This is a genomic window from Nodularia chucula CCY0103 (genome assembly GCF_963923915.1).
GTDB classification, from domain to species: domain Bacteria; phylum Cyanobacteriota; class Cyanobacteriia; order Cyanobacteriales; family Nostocaceae; genus Nodularia; species Nodularia chucula.
Genome location: NZ_CAWUOL010000255.1, coordinates 1 through 264, shown reverse-complemented (window position 1 = coordinate 264; position 264 = coordinate 1). Strand labels below are relative to the sequence as shown.

Genomic DNA, 264 nt, shown 5'->3' with positions numbered 1-264 from the left:
GCCGCGAGGTCGATAGGCTGACGGGCCGCCTGGACGCCGTGACAGGCGCGCAGGCCGGTGTGGCGAAGGGTGCCCAGGTCATGGGCGCGGCGGTTACGTCGGCCATCGGCGGCATGGCAAGCGCCGATTGGGACAAGTACCTCAAGAACCTGATCGCCGCGCGCGACGTGATCGGCCTGACGGGGCAGCAAGCCGGCGAATACAAGGCCAAGGCCGAAGGGGCCAACCAGGCGCAAGCAGCGCTGGCCGGCGCCATCGCCGGCC

1 protein-coding gene is annotated in these 264 nt (G+C 71.2%); it reads left to right on the top strand.

The window, feature by feature from the left end; translation table 11 throughout:
• Nucleotides 1–264: hypothetical protein (locus ACM0OP_RS24455; RefSeq protein WP_414530991.1), on the top strand; the 264-nt coding region annotated here is incomplete at both ends.